Origin of the sequence: Arthrobacter sp. H14, assembly GCF_000520495.1 — a bacterium.
GTDB lineage: Bacteria > Actinomycetota > Actinomycetes > Actinomycetales > Micrococcaceae > Arthrobacter_C.
This window is the reverse complement of record NZ_KI914675.1, coordinates 1,192-17,503: the sequence shown is the minus strand read 5'-3', so window position 1 is coordinate 17,503 and position 16,312 is coordinate 1,192. Positions and strand designations below refer to the sequence as shown.

General features: G+C 63.0%; 16 protein-coding genes. 2 read left to right on the top strand and 14 right to left on the bottom strand.

The genetic code is table 11. The features are described from left to right. The first annotated feature begins 562 nt into the window (after positions 1–562). Positions 563–3,721 (top strand): hypothetical protein, encoded by a 3,159-nt coding sequence (locus tag Y707_RS0116555; protein WP_026535902.1) that lies wholly within the window; start codon positions 563–565, stop codon positions 3,719–3,721. Between the two features lie 57 nt (positions 3,722–3,778). Here Y707_RS0116555 and Y707_RS30865 read toward each other — a convergent pair whose 3' ends face one another. Beyond that, positions 3,779–3,994, bottom strand: coding sequence for a hypothetical protein (locus Y707_RS30865; RefSeq protein WP_155853069.1), 216 nt, complete (start codon positions 3,992–3,994; stop codon positions 3,779–3,781). Between the two features lie 190 nt (positions 3,995–4,184). Between Y707_RS30865 and Y707_RS0116545 the strand changes: the two genes are divergently transcribed. Beyond that, positions 4,185–4,664 carry a hypothetical protein gene (locus tag Y707_RS0116545; protein WP_026535901.1) on the top strand — a complete coding sequence of 160 codons (480 nt, stop codon included), beginning with the start codon at positions 4,185–4,187 and terminating at the stop codon, positions 4,662–4,664. Positions 4,665–4,720: 56 nt separating this feature from the next. Here the strand turns inward: Y707_RS0116545 and Y707_RS0116540 are convergent, their stop codons facing one another. From Y707_RS0116540 to Y707_RS0116480, 13 genes are all read right to left on the bottom strand, one after another. Continuing rightward, positions 4,721–5,239 (bottom strand): hypothetical protein, encoded by a 519-nt coding sequence (locus tag Y707_RS0116540; protein WP_026535900.1) that lies wholly within the window; start codon positions 5,237–5,239, stop codon positions 4,721–4,723. 48 nt (positions 5,240–5,287) lie between these two features. Further along, positions 5,288–5,863, bottom strand: coding sequence for a deoxynucleotide monophosphate kinase family protein (locus Y707_RS26910; protein WP_051442124.1), 576 nt, complete (start codon positions 5,861–5,863; stop codon positions 5,288–5,290). Between the two features lie 133 nt (positions 5,864–5,996). Then, a complete protein-coding gene (locus tag Y707_RS0116530) occupies positions 5,997–7,142 on the bottom strand; it encodes a hypothetical protein (protein ID WP_026535899.1) in 1,146 nt (381 codons plus the stop codon). A 123-nt stretch (positions 7,143–7,265) separates the two neighbouring features. Further along, positions 7,266–8,384, bottom strand: a complete 1,119-nt coding sequence (locus Y707_RS26905) for an AAA family ATPase (protein ID WP_051442123.1) — start codon at positions 8,382–8,384, stop codon at positions 7,266–7,268. A gap of 352 nt (positions 8,385–8,736) precedes the next feature. After that, positions 8,737–9,648: an RNase H family protein gene (locus Y707_RS0116520; protein ID WP_253905220.1), complete on the bottom strand. Its 912-nt coding sequence runs from the start codon at positions 9,646–9,648 to the stop codon at positions 8,737–8,739. Positions 9,649–9,653: 5 nt separating this feature from the next. Further along, positions 9,654–10,409, bottom strand: a complete 756-nt coding sequence (locus Y707_RS0116515) for a hypothetical protein (protein WP_026535897.1) — start codon at positions 10,407–10,409, stop codon at positions 9,654–9,656. Further along, entirely contained in the window at positions 10,402–11,793 is a 1,392-nt protein-coding gene (locus Y707_RS0116510) for a vWA domain-containing protein (RefSeq protein WP_026535896.1), read from the bottom strand. The genes Y707_RS0116515 and Y707_RS0116510 overlap by 8 nt, the downstream gene beginning before the upstream one ends. Before the next feature lie 40 nt (positions 11,794–11,833). Beyond that, a complete protein-coding gene (locus tag Y707_RS0116505; protein ID WP_026535895.1) occupies positions 11,834–12,556 on the bottom strand; it encodes a hypothetical protein in 723 nt (240 codons plus the stop codon). An 8-nt stretch (positions 12,557–12,564) separates the two neighbouring features. Next, positions 12,565–12,771: a hypothetical protein gene (locus Y707_RS0116500; RefSeq protein ID WP_026535894.1), complete on the bottom strand. Its 207-nt coding sequence runs from the start codon at positions 12,769–12,771 to the stop codon at positions 12,565–12,567. An 82-nt stretch (positions 12,772–12,853) separates the two neighbouring features. Continuing rightward, a complete protein-coding gene (locus tag Y707_RS0116495) occupies positions 12,854–13,945 on the bottom strand; it encodes a hypothetical protein (protein WP_026535893.1) in 1,092 nt (363 codons plus the stop codon). Between the two features lie 617 nt (positions 13,946–14,562). Beyond that, on the bottom strand, positions 14,563–15,543 hold the full coding sequence (locus Y707_RS0116490; RefSeq protein WP_026535892.1) for a hypothetical protein: 981 nt from the start codon (positions 15,541–15,543) through the stop codon (positions 14,563–14,565). A 130-nt stretch (positions 15,544–15,673) separates the two neighbouring features. Next, complete coding sequence (locus tag Y707_RS0116485) at positions 15,674–15,922, bottom strand: hypothetical protein (protein WP_026535891.1); 249 nt, start codon at positions 15,920–15,922, stop codon at positions 15,674–15,676. Between the two features lie 68 nt (positions 15,923–15,990). Continuing rightward, positions 15,991–16,167 (bottom strand): hypothetical protein, encoded by a 177-nt coding sequence (locus Y707_RS0116480; RefSeq protein WP_155853067.1) that lies wholly within the window; start codon positions 16,165–16,167, stop codon positions 15,991–15,993. Between the last annotated feature and the right edge of the window lie 145 nt (positions 16,168–16,312).

Below are 16,312 nucleotides of genomic sequence, written 5' to 3'. Positions count from 1 at the left end.
GCAGGCCGCCGATGCGGTGAACTGGTCGCGGGCGACCCTGTACCGGAATCTGAAACTATACGGTGCCGAAGAGCCTACCGGACCAGTCGTAACGTCACCGGGAAGGGGTCGGTCAAGATACGCGCCAAGAAAAACACTTCCCGAGAGGAATTGAGCTCATGACCCGGGATCTGGACTGCACCGATGGCTGCCCAAAAAAACCGACTCCTGCCAAGCACAACGTTAGTCGTCAACCGAGCCGATCGGCCGCTGGACCTTATGGAACCTTATGGGACCAAAATAACTTGAGGAGTAGGCGATTGGCTTAAACGGAAATTCCGATAGAGCGACCGACTTCGACCGCTGCTCACGAAAGCTATCACCATATGCACGGCAACCGGCCCCGGGAACTGTGTCAGTCTAGAAGCCCTCGACGCTATGCGACGTCGTAGGAGGTCCTTCGGAAATTTCAGAGTGCATGGCGTTCTCTGGAATTCTCGCAGGTCGGAACTTTCCTTCTGTCTGCACATGAATCTACGCATGATTACCGGTAGAACACTTATCCCTACCGGAAGACAGCGTTGTGGCCAGCAGCACCGAAAGAATCACCGTCAAGCTACCCGACGGCTTCGATCCGTCGCGCCATTCGAAGGCGTTGGAGAAGAAGATCGCCGACAAACACGGCGGCGGGTTCGAGATCGACTCCATCTCCGAGGGCGTCGCTGTTGCCACCCGGCAGGTGACCATCACCGAGGTCAGCACCAATACCGCCAGCCGAACCAAGGATGTCCGGCTCCCCCGTACAGTGAAGCCTTCCGACGGCGACAAGATGGCCGTGAAGCTTGCCGACCAGCACGGCGAAGGTTGGGAGATGACCCGGTTCGAACCGTTCTTGGGCCGCGCCACCCTGACCCAGCTGACCGACGAAATGGGCCGATGCCGCGGAGCTGCGGCTGTCGCTCTCGGGGTAAAGCCCTGGGATGTGCAGGTGGCGCAGCGACCGGACGGCGGGTTTGACCTGGAACTGCCCAAATCCTATGTTCCCTCCAAGCACGATTCGAAGCTCGAAGAGGTCGCCACCGGTGTAGTCGGTTATGACGGCTGGTATTTGAAGACGGATCCGCAGAAGCTGAGGGCGTCGCTGATTCCGTCGGCGCCTCCCACCTTCCCGAATACCGTCGGTTTCCCGGTGAAGAAACTGGGTCGCGGATCGTTGGACGAGTCGCCGTTCGGAATCAAGCTGCCGCTGCCCGGCGAAACGACTGGTGAGGAAATCGCCATCGACTGGACCGCCTCAGCCTTTTCGCTCCTTGCCGGCACACCAGGTTCGGGAAAGCGCCAACCTCTTGATTCACGAGTCCCTGTGCCGGTTTCAGGCCGGTTCCCGAATGGCTGGGCTACCATCGGCAAGCTGAATCTTGGAGACGAAGTATTCGCCGCTTCGGGTGAAGTTGCCAACGTGGACTACCTTTCACCTATCATCGAGGATCCCATCTACGAGTTGATGTTCAGTGACGGACAATCTGTCAGGTGCGACCCGGCACACCTATGGACAGTGTCGGATCGCCAATCAAGGAACGCGCATCTGCCACGGATGGACAGCAAGCGAGCCTATGTCGATGTAAGGAGGCGCCAAGAACTCGAGCGGCTCACTGCCGTTGCTGCACTGACAGCGGATCATGCTCTTGGGGCAGACACACGGACGCTGGCGCAACTCACTGGGCTGAGTCATCAGAGAGTGCAATCGTTCGCCCGTCAGGCCAGTCTGCCATTTCGGGTGGACCCTGGTTCCGGCCAGCCGCGTTTCTACCCAGTGGACGAGTTCGTGAATGCTTGGAAGGACCACCTCCAGGGAAACTACGACGCATTCGAACGTCAGCCGTTGCTAAAGACTGTCACTGCTGAAGAAATGGCGTCCGCCGTAAGGGTCGAAGATGGCAGGAGTAACTATGCCGTTCGCACAGCTGGCTCGCTCCTGGCTCCTGAAGCTACACTCCCCATATCGCCTTACCTCCTCGGCGCATGGCTAGGAGACGGAACCTCCCGCAACAGTGGCATAACTGTGGGCAGTCAGGACTACGAGGAGATGTACGCTCTGCTCACCTCCGAATGGCCATCGGTATCGCGAATTGAAAACAATAGCCGGTCGACGGCCAAAGTAATCCATTTCGGACGGCCGATGCCAGAGAAATGTCTCCATGGGCATAACAACTGGAAAGTTCCGGTGCTGGGGTACAGCAGGTACTGCTTGGACTGCCGCGGTGATGGCGTGCTCGATCGGTCGAACCTGCCTCTGAGTGAAATGTTGATCCAGCATGGTCTACGGCAAAACAAGCACGTCCCGGCGGCGTATTTGCGGTCTTCACACGCGCAACGCCTGGCCCTTCTCCAGGGACTTATGGACACAGATGGTTCAATCTCGGAATCGGGATCCTGCGAACTGACGCTGTGCAACCAACGGCTTGCATCGGGGGCGCTGGAGCTGATCCGCTCCCTGGGCATCAAGTGCAGTATGAATGAGAGCCCCTCTTCCATCACGGAGGCGGACCCGGATAACGCCGGCATTAAGCGTCGGCGGACGGTCGGTACCAGGTACCGGATGCATTTCACTACCGATCTGGCCGTCTTTCGGCTGTCCCGCAAGGCCGAGCGGGTTCCATCCACTCTTCGCGACACTCAAAATTGGATTTATGTGACGGAAATCCGATGGGTCGGCCGGGCGCTAGGCCGCTGCATCCGTATCGACCACCCGAGCCATCTTTACCTGACAGAGGGCTTCATCCCGACGCACAATACGGTTGCTCTCAACGCACTCATCGCTCACGGGCGTTCCAACGGCTCGGAACTGGTCATCGTCGACGACCCGTCGAAGGCCGTGGACTTCATGTGGTGCAAGGACTATGTCCGTGATGGAGGCTGGGGTTGCGACTCCGACAAGGCCGCCGTGGCGACCCTGCAGATGGTTTACAACGAGGGCCGGGAGCGGGCGAAAGTCCTGGCGCAGAAAGGGTACGTGAACTGGCTGGATATGCCGGAGAAGGAGCGGTACAAGCCGATCTTCATTGTCGTCGACGAGGTTTCGGCTCTGCTGGTCACCGACAAGATTCCAGGCGGTATTCCCAAGGACCACCCGCTGGTGCGTGAGGCCACTGAACGGAACCTGATGAAGATCCAGCTCGGGGCGCTGATCTCCAAGATTGTCGCCGAGCAGCGATTCGTGGGCATGCGGATGATTCTCTCCACGCAGGTCACCAACAACAACACCGGTGTCCCGCCGACCCTGAAGGCCAAGATCGGCCACAAAATGCTGCAGGGCGTCAACCCATCCAAGTCCGCGCGGCAGCAGTCCTTCAGCGATGAATCGGCGGTCCCGCATGTGCCGGACAATGTGAAGTCCGGCGGCAAGGCCGGAAAGGGTGTCGGTGTGGCTGACCTGGAGGGACAGTCCCCTGCCGTATACAAGTCCTACTTCGCCACCACCGACGATTACCGCAGCGTCTTCGAGAGGCTGGGACTGCAGAAAACGTCCCAGCCCGAACCCACCGCGGCGCAGATCGCCAAGTACACTCCCTCCCTCGATGACGAGGCCGATGAGAAGTCTGCGACGGCGGCGCGCCGGGCTGCGATGAAGGACCCAGGCGCCGACCAGTATGGAGAGGCTGTCTACGACGCAGACGGCAAGCCGCTCAAGGGTGCCGCCCTCGCCGCGGCGCAATCGAAGGCCCTGGCCGCCCACTCCTGATGCACCAACAAGAAGCCCCCGCCGAATACCGGTCGGGGGACTTCTTCGTAATCCGATTCAGTTGACGCGGGTGGATGGATCCGCGTCGTCGAACTTGAATTCAACGTCATCGTCGGCGGGCTCGCCGGCTGCTTCTTCCTCCCATGCCGGGGGGCTGTCGAAGAATGAATCGTCGGTGATCTCGTCGTCCTCCACCGGCGGGGCGGCCTGCACTATTGGTTCCTGCCCATCCGCGCTTGTGGGCGCCGGATTATCCGCAATGGGATCTTCCACAGCCTGAGGGGCTGTGTGCCCTCTGAGGCGTCCGCAGCGGATTCCGTAGCGGAAATACCATCCAGCGGCTTCTGGGCGTTCGTGGCAGCGCCTCGACATCACCAACCAAGCGGCGCTGACCGATTCGGCGTTCCGCAACGACCTGCTCTAGTCCAGCAGCATCACCGCCGTCGACGACCGCAAGCTCGAAATGACCGTTCCCGGATTCGATGGCCAATGCAAAGTCTCCACCTGGACCATCGAGACAGCAGACGGTCTCACCACAGTTGAGAACAAGGTCGCCATCCATCCCGGTTTCGACACGGGCACCGATCCGGTCAGCTGCACGGGAACTCCATCCCTTCCATCACCGTTGACGCTGATCACCGACGCGGCCGGGAGCAGCAAATTCTCCTACGCCAACGCCGGCGGCAGGAACCTCGACGTCGTGGCCGGCACCAGCACGGCTACAGGCTCGGCGACCGCGCCGGCAGGGATCCCGGGCACCGACTGGGCCTCCGGAAAGATTGCCGCAGCGGCCCTGGTAACGACCATTGGCGCCTCCACGGACATGGCCGTCGACTACCGGTTCGCGCAGACAGCCAACAACCTTGACGCCCCGGCACCGGCCACCGATGCGGACAGTCATTTCGTTCCGGAGGGCAACATCACCGCTATCCCTGACGCGTAAACGAGAACACCCCGGCCACCCTTCGGGAGGGCGATCGGGGTGCTCTGCGGGAGGGACTACTCGGCGTTGACGAAAAGCTCCACCACGCCCAGCTCCGACAGCGAATCCAGGTACGTCGTCTCCGTGTACGGGTTCACCAGCAGCACGTTGCCTTCGGGCTTGGGCGCGGACGTGTAGGGGGCGAAATCGGTAGCGACCAGCACCAAAGGAACCTCATGGTCCCAGGAACCGACGTCGTCGATCTTCTCCGACCGGTCCGCGAACAGGGCGGTGAGGGTGTCCTCGGATTCGACGCTCGGATCGAAGGTTCCGTTGTTGGTCGCGTCCCCGGCCAGGACCGGCTGCAGCGCGTTGGCGACGGCTACAGCTGACTGGTAGCGGATGTACAGCGCCTCAGTGTCACCCTCTTCGCCGCCTGGAAGGTTGGCGTAGCCCTCGATGAGGTGCCCGGTCAGTTCAGTGCGGGTATCGGCGAAGATCGCCTGGTTCTGCTGGGTCAGGGAGAACGGGTAAGGGCTGCCATCCTCGCGGACAGGAAGCTGCTCCAGGGGGCCTTCGATGATCAGTGTCGACATGGTATTCCTTTGTTCTGGCGTGGGGTCGGTGGTGCTCTCAGCTGACTTCTATGCGGCGTTCGCCAGTGCGGGTGTCAGGTTCAGTGCGGCGTCGAGTTTGTGCGCCAGTACGGTGCGGCTGCCGTCGTTGGCAATCGTCGCAGAAATCAGTTCCCGGGGCAGTCCGTTTTCGGAACTGTGTCCGTTGATCCGGAGCACACCAGGGCGGGTGATCTCAATGACCTGGCCGCCCTGGGCGTTGATCCATTCGGCCTCTTCCGTGAACCGGACGTCGGTGATGACGGCTGCGTCCGGCCGGTCCTCGGCGATGGCTGCAGCGGCGACTTTGATCCACACATCCGGCCCAAACAGGTCCCGGGCCACTTCCGTGCCGAACTTTTGCATCAGCCGTCGGACCTCGGCCCCATAGACGCGGTGATTCTTGGCAGCGTCCCAGTCGCCGTCGAGCTTGTCGAGCAGCATGGCCAGCGACACGGTTCCGTCCAGCATCGGGTCGAGGGTGTAGAGCGCTTCGCGGATCGGATCGGCGAAGGAGTACCGGGTGAAGCCGCGTCCCGAGGTCAGGTGAAGGCCGGCGGTGTCCTTGCCGACCTGAGCGAATCCGTGGAGTCCGAGCAGTTGCATGGCGGGTCCTTTCAGGGGTGTCTTGTCGGTGCAGTGGTTTCTATGCGCCGTCCGCCGTCACAGGTGTCGCTTTGGCGGGGACAGCAAAGCCGGGCAGGTTTCCCCGCCCGGCCGTGATGACTGGGTTGTGCTGCTAGACGCGCCGGCGCCGTCCGGGCAGACCGGTTTTCTTCGCCGGAACGGGCTGTGCTCCGGGCGCCGGCGCCGTGTTCACCGGGGCGGCAGCCGGGGCCACCTTCCGGTCCAGCACCGGGTCCACTCCGCGTGAGGCGGTGGCGGCCACATGGCTGGCACGCGTGCGGGCGCGCTCCACATGGTCGAGACCGATGCCGGATTCAGGTTTGTGTCCGGTCGGGCAGGTGTGTGAAACACCGGTGGCGCTGAACCTGTTGCATTTGGAGCACTGTTCGACTCCGCTGCCCTGGCCCTGCCGGACGAGCTTGTTGAACACCGCACCGGGGCGCTCGGCGGAGCGCACCGCGTCGAAGAACTGCTTGGTGACCTTGTGCCCGTAGAGCTTGTCGCCGATCCGGGTGGCCATTGTCGAGGAAGGCTCGTCGTAGCCGATCGAATCGATGAAAGACGATTTGATGGGGTTCAGTTCTGATCCGCGGGCCGCTTCGCGCTGTTTCCGTGCCTCGAGCAGGTCGCTGACCCGGGACAGTGCAGCCGTCGGCCGGCGTGATTCGAGCACTGCTGCTGCGGCTTCTGCGACCTGGTCGGCTGCGTCGCCTTTAGGTCCGCCGAGGGTGGTTGTTTCCCACTGGTCCGGTCCGGTCTTCGTCACGCGGACCCATCCTTGGACTGGGGCGCCGCCCTTGATAGAAACGGAGACGGGAACGTCGAACGTCGGGTTCATGTGCTCTTTGCTGAACCGCTTGATGGATGTCACGGAAGGCATCCGCAGCTGGATGTCCTTGTTGCCGTAGTTCATCCGGTGCGTGCGCCGGTGCCCGGACATCGCGTGGCCGAGGGTCCGTGCAGGGGTGTAGTCGTCGGGCATCTGCGGGTAGCCCTTGCCGGCGGCGCGGTATTCGGCGGCGACGAAGTTGCGGTTCCACCATTCGCCGCGGCGTTCGGTCGTCGTCGGGGCGTTCGCCGCGTGCAGGGTCGCTGCGGGAATGTAGCCGGAGGTCTTGAGCAGTTCACGGCGCTCGGCCATCAACTCCCTGTTGCGGACCTGGTTGAGGGTGACGCCGGACTCGCTGTGCCGGTCGGGGGCGAACTGACCGCCGACGGGGATGCCTTTGGGCTGCCGGGCTTTGAATTCTGTGCTCATATCCGTCTGTGTGCGGCTGGGCACCGTAGTGAGCGCATTACGGGCCCGGAACGGGCCACCGGGCACTGGAGAGCACGAAACCCCCGGAGACTACTCTCCGGGGGTTCCTGGTGTCTGCGGCGGTTAGACCTTGGAGACCGTGTTGTGGGTGGCGCTGAACAGTTCGAGGAACGCGACCCGGAACTCGACCGGCATCTTCGCATCGTCGGGCTTGTTGTTCATGAGCTTCTGCGCACCGGGGGCCGCAGCGTCGGGCTTTCCGCCGTCGGCACAGGCTGCCATCACGAGGGTCGCCTTGCGCCACAGTTCAGGCTTGGACAGGCCCAGCGCGGTCACGGCCTGCACGAGGGCGAACAGCCGGTCGGCACGCTCGTCGCGCCAGTTGACCATCGTCGGGTTGTCGATGACCTCGGCCGGGTCGTGCAGGTCCGATGCGGCCAGCCATGCGAAGTATTCGGTGGCGGCACCTTCGCCGACCAGGCCCGTCACGATCAGGTATGCGGCCTCGTCGTCGTAGGCGTCCAGCTGGGCCAGAACCTCGATCACGTTGGTCCAGGAACGGGGTGAGGGCCATGCCTGTCCGGCCTTGACCGGGTCGGTCGGCACCGACGGGGTCAACAGGTTGGGGCGGGTGCGTAGGAAGGAGGTCACGGCGCCGGTCACAGCAGCCTTGCGGGATACCGGGTCGGCTCCAAGCAGCGAGGACAGCGACGGATAGGTGATGTTTCCGAAGCCGGTGCCGACGTTGTCGAGCCATCCAGCGGAGTCAAACACCCAGTCCAGGTGCATCAGGCGGTTGGCCATCGGTGCGGGCAGGTCGTAGGCGTCCACGGCCGTTTCGGTCGGGTTGGCGGCTGCGATGATGGCAACCGAGTCCGGCAGCTTCACTTCACCGACCCAGCGTTCCTGCACGACGCGGAGCATGCCCTTCATCGTCGAGGGCGCCGAGGTGTTGAACTCGTCGAGGAACAGTAGACCCTTGTCGGCGTCGATCAGGTTCTGCGCCCAGGCGAAGGATGAATAGTTGACGACGCCGTCGGTTTCGACCATGACGCCCAGGAAGTCGGAGGCTTCACGGTTGGAGCCGATCACTGTTTCGGAGTGGTAGCCCCAGGCCCGGGAGGCGGCTTCGACGGTGGCCGTCTTGGCCTGACCGGGTTCTCCCCAGATGAGGGTTCCGACGTTGGCCTGGACACCGGCGGCAAGGGCCCGCATGAACGGGGATGAAGTGTGGTTCTTCACGGTATTCTCCTGAGAGTCAGAGTGTGGGGCGTTTGCCCGCTTGCTAACCCTCATGTGTGCGGAGTTTCAAACACCTCTCACCATCTGGCGCGAGGCCGCTACCAACGACGTCCGGATCCCGGTAGGCCTCCGCTGTAAGCCCTAACGCTCGGGGATTTGGGATGGAGCGTGCCGATGTTCCTTACCGACAATGAGGAATCCGCCCATCCGGTGAGGGTGCCGGAGTATGGACAGACAGCGTGGGGGTACTGGCCGGGATGTGCCATCAGTTCATCGGTTCCAGCGACGAATGCCACCTTCCGCCCGCACTTGGGGCAGGCGGCACGTGATGATCGGTTGCGGTGCTGGGCCATCAGCGCCCTCCTGTCGCCGCGCAGATTTCCCGTGCGTCGGTCCGGACACCGGCCATCATGCGGGCGTGGGTGACCTCGTCGACGCCCATTTCCCGGTTTCTGCGGGATAGGACGGCCAGCCGGTCGGCCAGTTCGTTCAACACGTGTCCGTCGTGCCCGCGCACCCATTGGAAGCGGATGTTCACGCCGCGGGCCGATCCGAGGATGCGCCGCGCCTCCTGCACGCAATCCGAGCTGTCGTGGACGTTGTAGCCCTCTTCCTTCACCCGTTCGAGCAGGTCCAGTGCCGCCATCGAGTCGGTGAGTACGGTCAGGTCGCCGGCCCCGTCGCGCAGAACCGGATGCAGGGCCAGGGTGGACTGCAGCCCGCGCCGGATGGCGGAAAGCTCTCCGGCACGGATGCCGCCGTTTTCGCTGACGGTGGTGAAACCGCCCACCGCCGGGTCGGCCCCGTTGGAGTAGGCGAGGATCCAGCCGCAGCCGTTGACGTCCTTGCCTTTGCCCCGGGAGGCGTCGCAGGCCAGGGTGAGGCCGGTGACGAGTTTCTTTTCGACGGCGGCAATCGCCTCACGGGCAGCGGTGATGGCCGCCTGCGGGGCGGTCAGGTCACTGACGGGAAGATCGGTTTTGGCGCGCAGCAGTTCAGCCGTGGCCCAGTCCGCGGTGAAGACAGGGATGCCCGCCGCCCCGGTGGAGGAGACAGCTGCACTGATCTGCGCCGCCAGCTGCCGGTTTGAAGGGTTGGAGGCATCCCCGGACCGTGGCCCGGCGATGACCGTCCCGGCGCTTGAGTGGACGGCCCAGTGGCACAGATTCGGCTGCCGGTCGATGACCACGGTGATGCCGCGGCGCTCATTGACTTCCTCGACGGCCGGCACGAAACGTGTCAGCGGCGGGCCGGGCATTGGCATGGCGGTCACCGGGCACCTCCGGCAATGTCTTCGAGGGTGATTGGCTTCAGCAGTTCTTCCAGGCGGGTGCGGTGCTCGTTGCTGGCCACATACGCGTTCGCCTCGTCGGCCGATGCGAACATCATTCCGTTCAGCAGCGGCATCATGTTTACCTTCACCCGGGATTCCACCGACGGCAGTGCGTCGAACACCGCCTGGGACTGATTCACGAGGGATATATCGGGCTGGGCGGAGCCGATGTCTATCTTGAACAAGCCGGAAGGTTTGGTGGCGTCGGATTCGCGCAGGGCACGCCGCCAGGCGAGCCCGCGTTCGTCCCAGTCTGCGCCGGCGACCCCGGTCGGTCGTGGCCCTCCGGCGGATTCGTCCCAGTACGGCCAGTATTCGCCGAACCTCATGTCGTCCAGGGCGCGGGAGAATTCGTCGTACTGGACAAAGACGAGGGCCAGCAGCGCACCGGTTTCGGGGTCGTCGGTGACGGCCACGGACATGACGGTCAGCGGGCAGGTGTGATCCCCGGAGAGGATTTTGCTGACGTGCCCGGAGTATTCCTGGACGGCATCGAAGATGACCGAGGACGGCCGTGGGGCACCTTCGATGTTGGCTTTATCCAGGATGCGGGTGGCGAATTGGGCGGTCTCGCGTATGGCCAGCGTGTGAGCGACCGGCTCCATCACGGTGCGGAGGCGTTCGGCCAGCTCAGGCAGGCTGGTGCCTTCGGGCAGCCGGTAACCGTGCGGAACATTGATTGGCTCACTCATGGTTTTCCACCTCTACGACGTGCGCCCATGCCGGTACGTTCTCGCGCCAGAAGTCCGAGCGCAGGTTCACCAGCAGGACAATGACCGGCACGGACGGAGGTTCCTGGGGCCAGCCCGTTTCGCCGTCAGTGGCGATCACAATGGCGCTCGGCTTGCGGCGCAGATCGCAGGCATGCTCGATCGCCCGGCCCATATCGGTGCCGCCGCGGCCGTGGACCTCATCCAGCGATGCAGCCCCGGTGAACTTGCGCGTGTGCGCCACATCGGTGTCAATATCGGAGACCATCAGGTCGTTGCCGCGGATGCCCAGCTTGCGGGCAATGGCGATCACTTGGCTGGAAGCCAGCGACATATCGTTCTCGCTCATCGTCCCCGACGTGTCCCGATAGAAGTGCAGGGAAGGAATCGGCTTGATGTAGCCCGGCGCGATTACCCGGCCCAGCACGTTGCCGGCGCGGTCGCACATTTCCTCGTTCATCCGGCGGCGGTTCCGGCGCTGGTAGGAGGTGTCGTGGTGGCCGGACTTGTAGGCAACACAGCGGCGGACATAGGAGGCGAGGACGCGCTCCCACGGGGTTTTGGTAGGGGTGAGGATCCTGTCGACAATCTCGGCGATGCCGCCGGGAACGGAACCGATGCCCTTCTGCTCCTGGTGCTGGCGTACCGCGGAGGCGGCGGCAATGCGGACCAGGTTCTTCTCCACACCGCTGGCCGCTTCGGCCTTGCCGCCGAGGCTGTCATCGTCGTCGAGTTCGAAATTGCCCTTCTGGCCGCCGGCACCTGAACCGCAGCCGCGCATGGGGGTTTGATCCTGGCCGGATTCGCCGCCGCCGTCCCCGCCATCGTCGGGCTGGTCGCCGGAGTCGTCCTGCTCACCTGCGCCACCCTCACCGGGCTGAGGCTGGGGCTTTGGCTTGTTCTTGGCAGCTTTCTGGAGCCGACGCAGCACGTCCATGTAGTACAGCGGGCTCTTGTAGTCGTCCTCGCCGATAATCTTGGCGAAAACTCCGTGCGCAGCCAGGGCGTCGCATCCGGCATCGCGCAGGTCGTCATTGATGGCGAAGTCGCCGGCCATGTTCCAGGCCTTGCGCTCATCGTCCTTGACACCGCCGGTCTCGGCGAGCATCGCGTGCTCGGCCAGCAGGTGCGAGCATTCGTGCAGCAGGCCTTCGGCGCAGAACCGCTTGCCCTTCGAAATCGTGTTCTCGAAGTTGATGTAGAGGCGGTGACCCGGGTCAACGGCGAACGTGTCGACCATCGTGGTGTTCACGGGGCGCAGCGAAAAGGCGATCGAAGCCATGTAGGGCATGATCTGCAGTGCGTCGGCGCGCCATGCCTGAAAATGCAGCATCTGCTCGGCAGTGGGAGTGGTGAGGTTGCTCATGAACCCTATGTGTACGGCAGCGGCGCGATCATTCACCGGCTCAGGGGACGCCCTCGAAGGTGCTTTCGCGTTGCTCGCAGGAATTGTAGAACGTGTCCGCGTTGACCACGGTCCAGTTCAGCCCCTCGAAGCCGTGCGCCGGGATCGGCGGGATAATGTCGGACGGGTGCCCGTCATGCCCGTTCATGATGCCGTTGACGTTGGCTGTGGCGGTGCTGCCAATATGGCAGAAGGCATATCGGTTCTTGCCCTCCGGGTCCGGATCATCGTAGCCGGGCGGCGGCGGTGGAGTCGGCTCCACTGGAACGGGCGGAGGAGGGCCGATAAGTTCTTCGACCTGGGGGGCGGTGATGCATCCGGGGTCGGCATAGTCGGTCAGCGGAAGCGCTTCGGCATCGACGCCGGTGACGTAGAAGAACCGTCCGGTCTCCGATTCGGACAAGCCGACGTAGCAGTTCCCGTCCATACCGGTGGCGCTCTGCAGTTCCGGCCCGGCGCTCAGGTAGCCGGCCGAGGTCAGCGCAGCCGTGTCCAGGTAGCGGTGGTCTTTGATGTAGGCGACCTTCTGCGCCGTGGTGACCAGGCCCAGGTTGTCGCGTGCCGTGTCATCCTGGGAGGCAGGTATCAGGGCGGCGACAGTGACCAGCACCCCGCCGGTGAGCACCGCAACTGCGACGACCCCGGTGATCACCGAGGGTAGGTCGAACGATCCGCGCTGCGGGCACAGTGCAAGCCTTGTCCAGTTGCCCGCCGTGGTCCCCATAACCCTTCTCATGCGTAGGCAGCGGGGTCGGCTTCCCGTGCCCGGTCCCGCGGCGAGATTTTCCGGTCGGCGAGCATCCCTCTGCCGGCGGTTGCGCCATCGTGGCAGGTGCAGTCACACGGCGGGTTCTGCCCGGTCTGGACGGGGCAGCCGCCGCGACCGGTCTCTGTATCGCAGTCCTGGGCGCCGAGGCACCAGCCGGTCTTGCGGGTCATGGATTGCTGCTTTCTGTCAGGTAATGAACCGGACCCCACCCGTTGGTGACAGCCACAGGGCGGGGTCCGGAAGTGTGCGGGGTCAGTCGACGGGGGCGCCGGCCAGGGCTACGTCGAGGGGTACGTCGCGTCCGGTGACCCGCTGAACGGCGTCACCCATCCAGCGCTTGTTTTTCAGGCCGGTGCCGAAGCTTTCGAACACTGCGTCGGCGGCGAACAGGGGTGCCGTGCCCTTCTTGGCGCGGGAAATCATCAGTGCCCCGGGTCCGCGGCTGCCCGGCTGTTCAAAGACGGCGTGCAGGGAACCTTCGCCGAAGCGCAGGGAGTTCAGATACACCTCTGCGATCTGCTCGCCGTCGGTGAGCCGGACTTTCCGGCCTTCCTTGAGCTTGAACGGGGAGGACACCGAGGCGGTGAACGTCTTGTGGGCCACGTTCATCGGAACGATCTTGCACACCTGGCCGTCAATCATGTGCATTTCGAGCAGGCCGGGGTCGATGGTGCGCAGTCCGATTGCTTTGGCCGAATACTGTTCCAGCATCGAGTACACGTAGCAGTCGGTGGATATGCCCGACCAGGCGCATTGTTCCATGATCCGCTTTTCCAGATCCGCCATACCGTCGACGGAGCGGCCGTGTTTGAGGGCGGTGGGGCGCTGCCCGTCCGAGGCGAGGGTGATCAGCGACCGCATGGTGATGGCGGTTGATGGCCCGGCAACGTCGAATGCCTCTGCCCAGTCGGCGATACTGTTTTCCGCGAGACCATCCTGGAGCCAGTATCTGGAGGAGAGTGCTTCGGTGAGGATGGGAAGTTTCATGGACACCGGCAGTCCGCGGCTGATGCGCAGGCGGCGGCCAAGTGACTTGAAATCGTTCGAAGGCATGTTGTCGGCCATGACGAGCATCCTGGCGAATGTCTTGGCGTCGGCGACCACTGTGCAGGTGCCGTCGCCGGTCAGCAGTTCGGCAATCTTTTCGGGCTCGAGGATGGAGGGGACCGAATGCATCGGCTGGTAGGTGAGTTGCTTGCCGCGCAGGTAGATCATGCCGGTGGCTTCGCAACCCAGCCCGGGAAAGCTTGAGCGGTTGGCGGGTACTCCGTTGTCGAGGGCATTCTGCCTTGCGTCCTGGCGGTACATGGCCAGTAGTTCTTTGGGTGCGGTTGTGGCTGTCATGCCAGATATGTGTGCGGCCGCAGCCGGTTCCCTCCCCATCAGAGGACCGGAGGCCTGCCGAAGCTGTGGCCACCCCTGTCCACCCACTGTCCACTAAGGGGGGGTGGACACAAAGTTCCTTGCAAACAAAGGGAAGGAGGCCCCTTACTTACTTCTGTCCACTATGTCCACCCTTATTAATACTCATACAGGTAAGACACCGGTATATTGTTCCCTCCGGTATTTCATCTATATATACCTCTTCCTTGTATAGGGACCTGTTCCCCGCGTGGACAGGGTGGACAGCACCCTTTTTTGACCAACAATGTGCCTCTGACGTGGGACGATACCCCGGAAAAGTGTCCACCCAGGGGGGTGGACAGGGGTGGACAAAACACCCCAACAGGGTGGCCGCAACCCCAAAAACAACCAAAANAGTGTCCACCCAGGGGGGTGGACAGGGGTGGACAAAACACCCCAACAGGGTGGCCGCAACCCCAAAAACAACCAAAAACAGTCAAAACCGGAGTCCACCCATGGTGCCGGCTGCATCGGATTCCATGGTTTGAGCGCTCGGATTTTCAGCCGGTTTGGCTCAAAACACCATTCCGTACTCACCGGCCGAGGAAGATTGCGGCCTATTCTGACCATTTTGCGGTCGGCGCACCGTTCGCGTAGGCGGGTTTATGAACTCCCGCGACGTCGTTCCAGGAGTATCCGTGGGTGCCGGAATCGAGATAGACCCTTCCGGTGGCATCCGTTTCGGGGTCATCGTCGGCGGGCCGGAGCAGCGTTTTGGAGCAGCTGGCGTCGATCTGCACGTCGTGACCTGAGCCGTTGATCCGGTCGATCAGGAGCACGTGTGCACGCTCGAAATGGAGGGTTTTCAGTCCGCTGTTTTCGTCGTCGCCACGGGGCCGGGCGATGCCGTCCTGGATGTCTCCGTACCAGATAATGTCCAGGTCCACGGCCTCGTGCCAGTCCCAGGGTCCCTCGTTGACGAGCTCCTCGATTTCCTCATGGACGCTTTGCGGGGATGTGTCCATTCCGGCCTCCTCCAGCAGCTCGCTGAGAGCCCTCTGGCGGGCTTCAAAGCCGCCCGCGTCCAGCTGGGAGCCGAGGGCCAGGTTCGGGTCCTGGAGGCGGCTTGCGGGACTGCCGAGGGAGGTGCGCATCAGTTGGGGCGGCGTGTTGCGCAGCAGGTCTGCCACGGGGTCGGAATCGTCGCGGTCCTGGACCGCGGAGATGGCCTCGGTCTGCTCGTCGCTGTCAAGCTCGTCCCATTGACTGTCGAACGTCTCTGCGTCGAATGCTGCGTTGATTTCCTGCTCGGCGATGCGTTCCGCTTCCTCCAATGCGTGCTCGGCGAAGATTTCGTCGACGTTGTTTGCCACGTCATTCCATTGCCCGGCGAGGACCATATCGATCTGCTGGTTGTTCAGCTGATCGTCGTAGGCGACGTACATGAGTGTCACCGGATCGTTGTTGGCGGAGATGATGCCGGCGGCGTCCGCCGGCCGTGGTGGAGCCAGGGAGACGTCCGGCTCTGTGTGGGTGTTGGCGGCGAATTGTCCGCCTGTGGTGGTGCCCTTGGGCTGGCGGCTGATGGTTTTGGTCATGCCCTGATGTGTGCGGCCGCACCTGTTCCGGGCAAGCAAAAAGCTCCGCACGTTGGGGGAACAAGCGGAGCTCTTTGCCCGACCCACCCTACCCGAAGTGGTAGGACGTCCAAGGACTCATGTGAGGCGGCTAACGTTGAGCAGCGGTGAAGTAGTGATCGTTCACGAGGAAGGCTCGGATTTCGGCCTCCGTGGAGGGGCCGAAGTAGATGTCGTCGTTGCTTTCCCGCCGGTACGCGTACCGGATGGACGCACCGGTGGGGCTGTCCGCATCCGTGACGGGCATCCTGTCCAGGTAGAGGCTGGTGGCGCCACAGGAGGTTTTGTAGACGCAGCACTGGCGTTCAATGTGATCCGGTAGAGGTTCTTCGCTGCCCATTACTCTTATCCTTCCTCGTTTCGGTCAGGGTTGGGAGCCGCTTCTGCTTGCGCTTGAAGGGCATGTCCTTAGGCCTCGACTTTCAGCTCTCCTTCGAAGAAAGAGTCTTCGGCCTGAAAACCGTCATCCCATGAGATAAACCAGCATGGCTTTTCTTCGTTCCCGTCCTTCTCCAGCAAGACTCCAGGGTGGCCGTTGAAGTTGATTCTTTGGCCTTCAGTGTATTTCCAATCGCTGTTTCTCATTTCGCGCTCCATTCTTTCCGTGATGCTAGGTGCCGACCGGCACCGGCAGGAAGCGCCTTGCCTCGGCCCTCTAGGCCAGAGTGTTTTCCGCAGCCTCGTGGATCCATGCGGGCGCCTGCGGCAGCCAGCCGTATTGGTCGGCGGG

Bases quoted from the DNA above. Each gene is read 5' to 3' on its own strand.
- Y707_RS0116545 (WP_026535901.1), top strand. From the start codon at position 4,185: ATGACCGTTCCCGGATTCGATGGCCAATGCAAAGTCTCCACCTGGACC.
- Y707_RS0116540 (WP_026535900.1), bottom strand. From the start codon at position 5,239: ATGTCGACACTGATCATCGAAGGCCCCCTGGAGCAGCTTCCTGTCCGC.
- Y707_RS26910 (WP_051442124.1), bottom strand. From the start codon at position 5,863: ATGCAACTGCTCGGACTCCACGGATTCGCTCAGGTCGGCAAGGACACC.
- Y707_RS0116530 (WP_026535899.1), bottom strand. From the start codon at position 7,142: ATGAGCACAGAATTCAAAGCCCGGCAGCCCAAAGGCATCCCCGTCGGC.
- Y707_RS0116520 (WP_253905220.1), bottom strand. From the start codon at position 9,648: ATGCCAATGCCCGGCCCGCCGCTGACACGTTTCGTGCCGGCCGTCGAG.
- Y707_RS0116515 (WP_026535897.1), bottom strand. From the start codon at position 10,409: ATGAGTGAGCCAATCAATGTTCCGCACGGTTACCGGCTGCCCGAAGGC.
- Y707_RS0116510 (WP_026535896.1), bottom strand. From the start codon at position 11,793: ATGAGCAACCTCACCACTCCCACTGCCGAGCAGATGCTGCATTTTCAG.
- Y707_RS0116505 (WP_026535895.1), bottom strand. From the start codon at position 12,556: ATGGGGACCACGGCGGGCAACTGGACAAGGCTTGCACTGTGCCCGCAG.
- Y707_RS0116500 (WP_026535894.1), bottom strand. From the start codon at position 12,771: ATGACCCGCAAGACCGGCTGGTGCCTCGGCGCCCAGGACTGCGATACA.
- Y707_RS0116495 (WP_026535893.1), bottom strand. From the start codon at position 13,945: ATGACAGCCACAACCGCACCCAAAGAACTACTGGCCATGTACCGCCAG.
- Y707_RS0116490 (WP_026535892.1), bottom strand. From the start codon at position 15,543: ATGACCAAAACCATCAGCCGCCAGCCCAAGGGCACCACCACAGGCGGA.
- Y707_RS0116485 (WP_026535891.1), bottom strand. From the start codon at position 15,922: ATGGGCAGCGAAGAACCTCTACCGGATCACATTGAACGCCAGTGCTGC.
- Y707_RS0116480 (WP_155853067.1), bottom strand. From the start codon at position 16,167: ATGAGAAACAGCGATTGGAAATACACTGAAGGCCAAAGAATCAACTTC.